The organism is Inquilinus sp. (assembly GCF_039594555.1).
Lineage (GTDB): Bacteria > Pseudomonadota > Alphaproteobacteria > DSM-16000 > Inquilinaceae > Inquilinus.
In genome coordinates, this window is the sequence record NZ_JBCNNF010000334.1 from 1 (window position 1) to 7,621 (window position 7,621).

At 70.7% G+C, this 7,621-nt stretch carries 8 protein-coding genes; 3 read left to right on the plus strand and 5 right to left on the minus strand.

Going from position 1 to position 7,621, the window contains the following annotated elements:
• Nucleotides 1-268 precede the first annotated feature (268 nt).
• The 3 genes from ABDW35_RS27360 to ABDW35_RS27370 form a co-directional block, all read right to left on the minus strand.
• A complete protein-coding gene (locus ABDW35_RS27360; RefSeq protein ID WP_343717018.1) occupies nucleotides 269-634 on the minus strand; it encodes a c-type cytochrome in 366 nt (121 codons plus the stop codon).
• A 45-nt stretch (nucleotides 635-679) separates the two neighbouring features.
• A complete protein-coding gene (locus ABDW35_RS27365; RefSeq protein ID WP_343717019.1) occupies nucleotides 680-1,024 on the minus strand; it encodes a hypothetical protein in 345 nt (114 codons plus the stop codon).
• Nucleotides 1,025-1,162: 138 nt separating this feature from the next.
• Nucleotides 1,163-1,786: an adenylate/guanylate cyclase domain-containing protein gene (locus ABDW35_RS27370; protein WP_343717020.1), complete on the minus strand. Its 624-nt coding sequence runs from the start codon at nucleotides 1,784-1,786 to the stop codon at nucleotides 1,163-1,165.
• 210 nt (nucleotides 1,787-1,996) lie between these two features.
• Here ABDW35_RS27370 and ABDW35_RS27375 point away from each other — a divergent pair, with 210 nt between their 5' ends.
• From ABDW35_RS27375 to ABDW35_RS27385, 3 genes are all read left to right on the plus strand, one after another.
• A complete protein-coding gene (locus tag ABDW35_RS27375; protein WP_343717021.1) occupies nucleotides 1,997-2,716 on the plus strand; it encodes a response regulator in 720 nt (239 codons plus the stop codon).
• Complete coding sequence (locus ABDW35_RS27380; protein WP_343717022.1) at nucleotides 2,713-4,152, plus strand: HAMP domain-containing sensor histidine kinase; 1,440 nt, start codon at nucleotides 2,713-2,715, stop codon at nucleotides 4,150-4,152. The genes ABDW35_RS27375 and ABDW35_RS27380 overlap by 4 nt, the downstream gene beginning before the upstream one ends.
• A gap of 392 nt (nucleotides 4,153-4,544) precedes the next feature.
• Nucleotides 4,545-5,768 (plus strand): oxalate decarboxylase family bicupin, encoded by a 1,224-nt coding sequence (locus ABDW35_RS27385; protein ID WP_343717023.1) that lies wholly within the window; start codon nucleotides 4,545-4,547, stop codon nucleotides 5,766-5,768.
• 263 nt (nucleotides 5,769-6,031) lie between these two features.
• On the opposite strand, the gene ABDW35_RS27390 is transcribed toward ABDW35_RS27385, so the two are convergent.
• Together ABDW35_RS27390 and ABDW35_RS27395 are read right to left on the minus strand one after the other, a co-directional pair.
• Nucleotides 6,032-6,688 (minus strand): response regulator transcription factor, encoded by a 657-nt coding sequence (locus ABDW35_RS27390; protein ID WP_343717024.1) that lies wholly within the window; start codon nucleotides 6,686-6,688, stop codon nucleotides 6,032-6,034.
• The coding region (locus tag ABDW35_RS27395) for an ATP-binding protein (RefSeq protein ID WP_343717025.1) at nucleotides 6,685-7,621 on the minus strand (937 nt) is incomplete at its 5' end. The genes ABDW35_RS27395 and ABDW35_RS27390, both read right to left, overlap by 4 nt.

Genomic DNA, 7,621 nt, shown 5'->3' on the forward strand with positions numbered 1-7,621 from the left:
GGTGGGCGTGCTTTGCCCGGCCTTGGCGTTGCGCTGGATGCAGCCGTCGCCCTGCGCCAGGGCGGTGCCGATGGTCGCCAGCAGCGCGAAACCGGCCAGGACCGGAACCGGGATTCTGGTGATCACGTCATGTCTCCTGAGGTTGTTGCACGGGAGAAGCCTGGGCGGCGGCTGTCGCAGAACCTTGTCCGGCGGCCCCGGTCTTTGTCGCGAGCCGTCCCGGGACGGCCCGCTGACACGGTTTGATACAAAGTCCCGGCCGTCCGGCTCAGCGGCTGGACAGGTAGGCGATGATCGCGGCGCGCTGCGCGGCGTCGGTCAGCCGGACCGTCATGCTGGTGCCGGGCACGGCGGCGCGCGGATCGGCCAGGAAGCGGTCGAGCGACGGCGCGTCCCAGGTGATTCCGGAGTCGCGCAGGGCCTGCGAATAGCGGGCGCCCTCGACGCTGCCGGCCTTGCGGCCGACCACCCCGGCGAGGCTGGGCCCGAGCCGGTTCTGTCCGGCCTCGACGCTGTGGCAGGTGGCGCAGCGGGTGCGGAAGGCGCGCTCGCCGGCGGCGGCATCCTGCGCCGCGGCAAGGGAAGGGGCGCCCAGAAATGCCGCGAAGGCCAGCAGCAGGGCTGGGCGGGCCATCGTCATCTGCAAGCAACTCTCCATTCGGTCGGGATCAAAAGATGGTCAGGCGTGGCCCGGTGGCCGCGAGGCCGGGAGGAAGGGATTGGTGGCCTGAGTGGGTATCGGGGCCTGGCAGATCTCGGCGCCGGCGGCCGGGCCGATGCCAGGCAGCCCGGCCGAACGATAGACCGGATCGCCCATCGGCTCGCGGCCGAGGATCGCGCCGACAGCCAGGACGGCCAGCAGCCCGCCGGTCGCCAGCCAGCCGGCGGCCACCTCGTTCCAGCTGAGGGCCAGCCGATCGACCGGCGGCCGCCAGCCGGGCTCGATGCGCTCGGGATCGATCGCCGGGGCAGCTGCGAGCGCGGTTCCCGCCATGGCGGGCCGGATCTGTGTCGCGTCGTGCATGGGGGTCATCCCTTTGCTGATGCTCTCGCACCATGCCGGCCCCCTGTCGCAGAACTGTGCCGGGGTGCCGGCGGGTTTGTCGCGGAGTGTCGCGTCAAGGACTGGATCGCGCGGTTTGATACGATATTCCCGTGCCGCTCAGGCCAGGGCGGCGGCACGGATCGCCACGCCTTCCACCCGGCCGGGGATGTCGGCCCGGCCGGCGGCGGGGAACGAGGCCAGCCGCCGCTCCGCCGGATAGCGCTGGGCCACGGCGCGGAACAGCGCCTCCGACACGATGATGTCGCTGTGCCGGATGCGGGTCATCCGTTCCAGTCGGTGGGCGACGTTCACCGTGTCGCCGAAGGCGCCCAGCTTGTCGTGCCCGACCGCGCCGACCCGGCCGATGATCACCGGCCCGGCATGCAGGCCGACGCCGATGCGCAGCGGCAGCCCGTCGCGCCGGGCCCGGTTCCAGTCGTCGATCGCCTCCAGCATGGCGAAGCCGCAGCGCAGGGCGGCGCGGGCCGCGGCCGGCGCCGGGCCGCACCACACCGCCATGATGCCGTCGCCGACCGGGTCGCCGATCGCCGCATCGTGATCCGCCGCCGCCAGCGCCATGCGCTCGTGGAAGCCGGACAGGAGGGCGAAGGTGCCCGCCGGCTCCAGCGTCTCGCACAGCCGGCTGAAGCCGACGATGTCGGCGAACAGCACCGCGGCGAAGGCGGAGCGAGGGGCCCCGGACCGGTCCGGCCCGAGCCCGGCCGCGTGCGGCGCCGGCATCCGTCCGCCATCCCATCCGAATCCCAGCATTGCCTCGACCATCGCTGTTGCGTTGACGAGGGCACTATGGCCGGCAGTTGTCGCAGGGATCTGTCGCCGGACCCGGTTTTGAGTCACGGAGTGTCGCAAACCCCGGATCCGAGACAGACTGATACAATTTCCTGCGCGGGATCCGGCGCCGTTTTCGGTATGTTCGGCGTGGAGCGCAGCATGGAAGCCATACCGCACATCGCCGTCGTCGACGACCATCGCGACATCCGTGACCTCGTCGGCAAATACCTGTCCCAGCACGGCTACAGGGTCAGCGTCGCCGAAAGCGCGGCGGCGCTGCGCCGCATGCTCGAGCGCAGCGCGCCCGACCTGATCGTGCTGGATGTGATGATGCCGGGCGAGGACGGGCTGTCGCTGTGCCGCTACCTGCGCGGCACCAGCAACCTGCCGGTGATCCTGCTGACCGCGATGGCGGAGGACACCGACCGCATCATCGGGCTGGAGATCGGCGCCGACGACTACCTGACCAAGCCGTTCAACCCGCGCGAGCTGCTGGCCCGCATCAAGGCGGTGCTGCGCCGGGTGCACAGCCTGCCGCCGCAGCGCGGCCGGCTGAAGGCGAAGACGCTGCGCTTCGACCGCTGGCTGCTGGATGTCGGCCGGCGCGAGCTGGTGGGCGACGACGGCGTGGCCGTGCCGCTGAGCACCGCGGAGTTCCGGCTGCTGAACGCCTTCCTGGACCATGCCGGGCTGGTGCTGAGCCGCGACCAGCTGCTGGACCTGACGGTCGGCCGCGCCGCCGACAGCTTCGACCGCAGCATCGACAACCAGGTCAGCCGCCTGCGCAAGAAGATCGAGGCCGACCCGAAATCGCCCTGCCTGATCAAGACCCATTGGGGCGGCGGCTACAGCTTCGTGGCGGAGGTCGAGCCGGCATGAGGCGGTGGTGGACGCACAGCCTGGCGGCCCAGTTCATCGGGCTGATGCTGCTGGCCCTCGCCCTGTCACAGGGCATCGGCTTCCTGATCTCCTGGGACGAGCGTGGCCAGGCGCTGAAGGCGGCCTCGAAGGCCGAGTTCTTCAGCCGGACGGCGTCGCTGGCCCGGCTGCTGGAGGCGACGCCGCCGGCGCTGCAGGACGACATCCTGAGCGCCAGCGGCACCTCCTACAGCCGGTTCTGGGTGTCCCCCGATGGGCCCGGCGATGCCATGGCCTGGCGGCAGGAGGCCTGGACGCAGCTGGCGAAGCCGCTGCCGAACGTGACCCCATGGGGTCCGAAAGCCCCGAAGCAGGACAAGGGCAAGCCCCAGGACCGGCAGGAATCGGCCCAGATCCTCGGGATCGGCACGGCCACGGCGGCCGTCACCACGCCCTGGGCGGACGTGCCGGCCCATGCCTGGCCGCTGTCGGGCCCGGCCAAGTTCCTGTATCTCGACGCGGCCTACGGCATGGGCCTGTCGGTGGAGCTGGGCAACGGCGCCTGGCTGAACAGCGCCTATGCCAAGCCGTCCGGCAATTCGTTCTGGACCAGCCAGTCGGTGGTGTCGGTCGCGGTCACCGCGATCATGCTGTCGGTGTTCGGCATCATCGTCGCCCGCGGCATCGCCCGGCCGATGCGCCGCCTGGCCGTCGCCGCCGAGGCGCTGGGCCGCGGCGAATCCGTGGCGCCGCTGCCGGAGGCCGGGCCCGACGACATCCGCAACACCGCCGAGGCCTTCAACCGGATGCAGGAGCGGCTGCAGCGTTTCGTCGAGGACCGCACCCGCATGCTGGCGGCGATCGGCCACGATTTGCGCACGCCGCTGACCTCGCTGCGCCTGCGCGCCGAGTTCGTCGCCGATGCGGAGGAACGGGAGAAGATGCTGGCGACCATCGCCGAGGTCCAGAAGATGACCGAGGCGACGCTGGCCTTCGCCCGCGAGGAGGCGACGGCCGAGGGCACCCGCACCGTCGACCTGTCGGCGCTGGTCGGAAGCCTGTGCGACGACCTGGCCGAGCTGGGCCAGGACGTCACCGTCCGGGAAGGACCGAAGATCAGCTATCGCTGCCGGCCGGACGCGCTGCGCCGCGCCATCCGCAACCTGGTCGAGAACGCCGTGCGCTATGGCGAGCGCGCCCGGGTGCATGTGGCCCGGGCAGGGGACGGCGTCGAGATCGTGATCGAGGATGACGGGCCCGGCATTCCGGCGGATGTCGGCGAGCAGGTCTTCGCCCCGTTCTTCCGGATCGAGAACTCCCGCAACCTAGAGACGGGCGGCGTCGGCCTGGGCCTGTCGATCGCCCGCACCATCGTGCGCCACCATGGCGGCGACATCGTTCTGGCCAACCAGGCCAAAGGCCTGCGCGCCACCATCAGTTTGCCGCGCGTGGGGTAGGATGGCCCCGGCCGGCCGCACCCTATACCGGGGTATAGTCCGCTAGCCCCGGCGGTTAGGCCCTTAACCATCAATATGATGGTGCGGGGGCCGCAAAGGGCGTCTTCTCCCCACATCGATGGTCGCACGGCGTCGAGGCCGACCGGCGGTTTCCCTCGGGTTACGGACGAAGCCCGCCACCCCGCCGCCGCCGATCGTCGAGTCAGCGTGCCAATCGGCTTGGGCCGAAGGCGCGGGCGAGGCCCGGCGGCTGACCGCTCCGGCCTCTCCTCCCCGCCTCCCGGGAAAGACGATCGACGCGTGGATCCGATGCGCCGCCGCGCCGCTCAGCGTCCGCGACGTGCGGTCCGGCTTCTGAAAAGCCGGGGCCACGAAGGACTGGAGGAACTACTATGACCCTGATCACCCGCCGCGCAGCCCTCGGCACCATGGCCGCGGGCGGCCTTGCCGTCGCCGCCACCGGCGCCAACGCGCAGACCGCTGATACCCTGCAGCCGAAGACTCCCGGCCGCGGCGGCACCGACCCCGGCCCGCGCGATCTGCTGCGCGACCAGGAGAATCCGAGCTTCCTGAACCCGCCGCGGACCGACAGCGGCACGTTCCAGAACCTGCGCTATTCCTTCTCCGACGCGCATATGCGCCAGGAGGAGGGCGGCTGGACCCGCCAGGTCACGATCCGCGAGCTCAGCGTCTCCAAGAACATCGCGGGCGTGAACATGCGCCTGAACGCCGGCGGCACGCGCGAGCTGCACTGGCACAAGCAGGCCGAATGGGCCTACATGCTGTATGGCGAGGCGCGGATCACCGCGGTCGACGCCTACGGCAACAACTTCGTCGACGATGTCGGCGTCGGCGACCTCTGGTACTTCCCCTCGGGCATCCCGCATTCGATCCAGGGCCTGGGCAAGGATGGCTGCGAGTTCCTGCTGGTCTTCGACGACGGCGAGTTCGACGAGGACGGCACCTTCCTGCTGAGCGACTGGTTCAAGCACGTGCCGCCCGACGTGCTGGGCAAGAATTTCGGCGTCGATCCGAAGTATTTCGGCCACACGCCAGACCCGCGCGAGCGCTATATCTTCAACCTGCCGGTGCCGGGCCCGCTGGCCGGCGACAAGATCGCCGGCGCCAAGCAGGTGCCGCAGGTCTTCAGCCACCGGATGCTGGCGCAGGACCCGATCAGGACCAAGGGCGGCACCGTCCGTATCACCGACTCCTCGAACTTCAACGCGTCGAAGACCATCGCCGCGGCGCTGGTGGAGATCGAGCCCGGCGGGATGCGCGAGCTGCACTGGCACCCGAATGCCGATGAGTGGCAGTACTACATCGAGGGCCAGGCCCGCATGGGCGTGTTCGGCGCGGTCGGCTCCGCCCGCACCATCGACTTCAAGGCCGGCGATGTCGGCTACGTGCCCTTCGCCATGGGCCACTACATCGAGAACACCGGCACCACGACGCTGCGCTTCCTCGAGATGTTCAAGAGCAGCTACTATGCCGACGTGTCGCTGAACCAGTGGATGGCACTGACCCCGCCGGAGCTGGTGCAGGGCCATCTCAACCTCGACAAGGCGGTGATGGACGCGCTGCACAAGGACAAGAGCCCGGTCGTCGCCGGGTGAGGCTGGCGACACCAGCGGGACGCCGGACGTTTTTGCGTGACCTTTCCCGCAAGCGAGAGCTTTTCGGAACGGCGTCGTCTGTTTGAGCAGGCTTGTCCCTTCCATTCTCCCCCTCCCCTCGCGGGAGGGGGCAGGGGGAGGGGTATTGGCGCCGGAGGAATCAAAGTTGAACGTCGACGCCGACCCGATGGAAATCTGGCTTACCCCACATCTTCCCCTGTCATTGACAGCCCCCTACCCCCTCCCGCGAGGGTAGGGAGGACTCAGCCAACCATCAGGCTTTGGCCCGAACCGGCCGCACAGAGGCCCAGCGCGTCGGCGATGCGGACCAGGTCGGTGATCGAGCGCGCCTCCATCTTCCGCATCACCTGGCCGCGGTGGATCTTGATCGTGATCTCGCTCAGGCCCAGCCGGCCCGCGATCTCCTTGTTCATCAGCCCCTCCGCCACCAGGGCCATGATCTGCCGCTCACGCGGCGTCAGGGTGCGGTAGCGCTCCGCGATCCCGGCCACGCGCCCCTCGGCGGCGCGGCGCCCGCGGTCGCGCTCGATCGCCGCGGCGACGGCGTCGAGCATGTCCTGATCGCGGAACGGCTTGGTCAGGAAGTCCTGGGCCCCGGCCTTCATCGCCCGCACGGTCATCGGGATGTCGCCGTGCCCGGTCATGAACACCACCGGGATGCGGATGCCGGCCTCGGACAGCTGCGCCTGGAAATCGAGGCCGCTGGCGACCTGCAGCCGGATGTCCAGCACCAGGCAGCCGGCCGCCACCGCCAGGCCGCTGTCCAGCAGCTCCTGCGGCGCGGCGAAGCAGGCGACGCGGAAGCCGACCGAGCGCAGCAGGCTGTCCAACGCGGTGCGGACCGGCGCCTCGTCGTCCAGCACCAGGACCAGCGGCGCCTCGGCCAGGGCCCCGCTCATGCGGCCCCCCGATCGGCCGCGGGCAGGCTGACGTGCAGCGTCAGCCCGGCCTCGGCGTTGCGCGAGGCCCGGATCCGCCCGGCATGGGCTTCGACGATCGAGCGGCAGATCGACAGGCCCAGGCCCATGCCGCCCGGCTTGGTGGTGCGGAACGGGGTGAACAGCCGCGGCAGCTCCTCCGCCGCCAGCCCGATGCCGGTGTCGCCGACCTCCAGCTCCACCTCTCCCGCCGCGCCGCTCCGCGTCTCGATCGTCAGGTCGCGGCGGGGCGTGGACGCCATCGCCTGGACCGAGTTGATCATCAGGTTGATCAGCACCTGCTGCAGCTGGATGCGGTCGCCCGACACCGGTGGCAGGCCCGGAGCCAGCCGCAAGTGAAGGGCCACGCCATGCTCGGCGATCTCCTGCCGCATCAGCTCCGCCGCCTCGCCGACCACGGAGTCGAGGGCCACCGCCGTCCGCTCCGGCTCCGCCTTGCGGGTGAGGTCGCGCAGGCGTTGCACCACCTGGTCGGCGCGGTGAGCCTGGCCGGCAATGCGGCCGGCACAGGCCCGCGCCTCGTCCAGCGCCGGCACCGGCCGGTCGAGCCAGCGCAGGCAGGCCTGGCTGTCGGTGACGATGGCGGCCAGCGGCTGCTTCACCTCATGCGCGATCGACGACGTCAGCTCACCCAGGGTGACGACGCGGGAGACATGCGCCAGTTCGGCCCGCGCCTCGGCCAAAGCCTGGCGCTCGGTGATGTCGACGGCGCTGATCAGGCCGGTGGACCGCACGCCGTCGGCCGGGAAGGTGGCGGTCAGCAGCACCGCGCGACGCTCCCCGCCCAGGGTCTGCAGCACCGTCTCGCCGGCAAAGGAGGACTGCCCTTCGGCCAGCGCGGCCAGCAGGTCGCGCCAGAAGCGCACCGTCTCGGGCAGGAGGAGGCGCTGGCGG

Bases quoted from the DNA above. Each gene is read 5' to 3' on its own strand.
- ABDW35_RS27370 (WP_343717020.1), bottom strand. From the start codon at position 1,786: ATGCCGGCGCCGCACGCGGCCGGGCTCGGGCCGGACCGGTCCGGGGCC.
- ABDW35_RS27375 (WP_343717021.1), top strand. From the start codon at position 1,997: ATGGAAGCCATACCGCACATCGCCGTCGTCGACGACCATCGCGACATC.
- ABDW35_RS27365 (WP_343717019.1), bottom strand. From the start codon at position 1,024: ATGCACGACGCGACACAGATCCGGCCCGCCATGGCGGGAACCGCGCTC.
- ABDW35_RS27385 (WP_343717023.1), top strand. From the start codon at position 4,545: ATGACCCTGATCACCCGCCGCGCAGCCCTCGGCACCATGGCCGCGGGC.
- ABDW35_RS27360 (WP_343717018.1), bottom strand. From the start codon at position 634: ATGGCCCGCCCAGCCCTGCTGCTGGCCTTCGCGGCATTTCTGGGCGCC.
- ABDW35_RS27390 (WP_343717024.1), bottom strand. From the start codon at position 6,688: ATGAGCGGGGCCCTGGCCGAGGCGCCGCTGGTCCTGGTGCTGGACGAC.
- ABDW35_RS27380 (WP_343717022.1), top strand. From the start codon at position 2,713: ATGAGGCGGTGGTGGACGCACAGCCTGGCGGCCCAGTTCATCGGGCTG.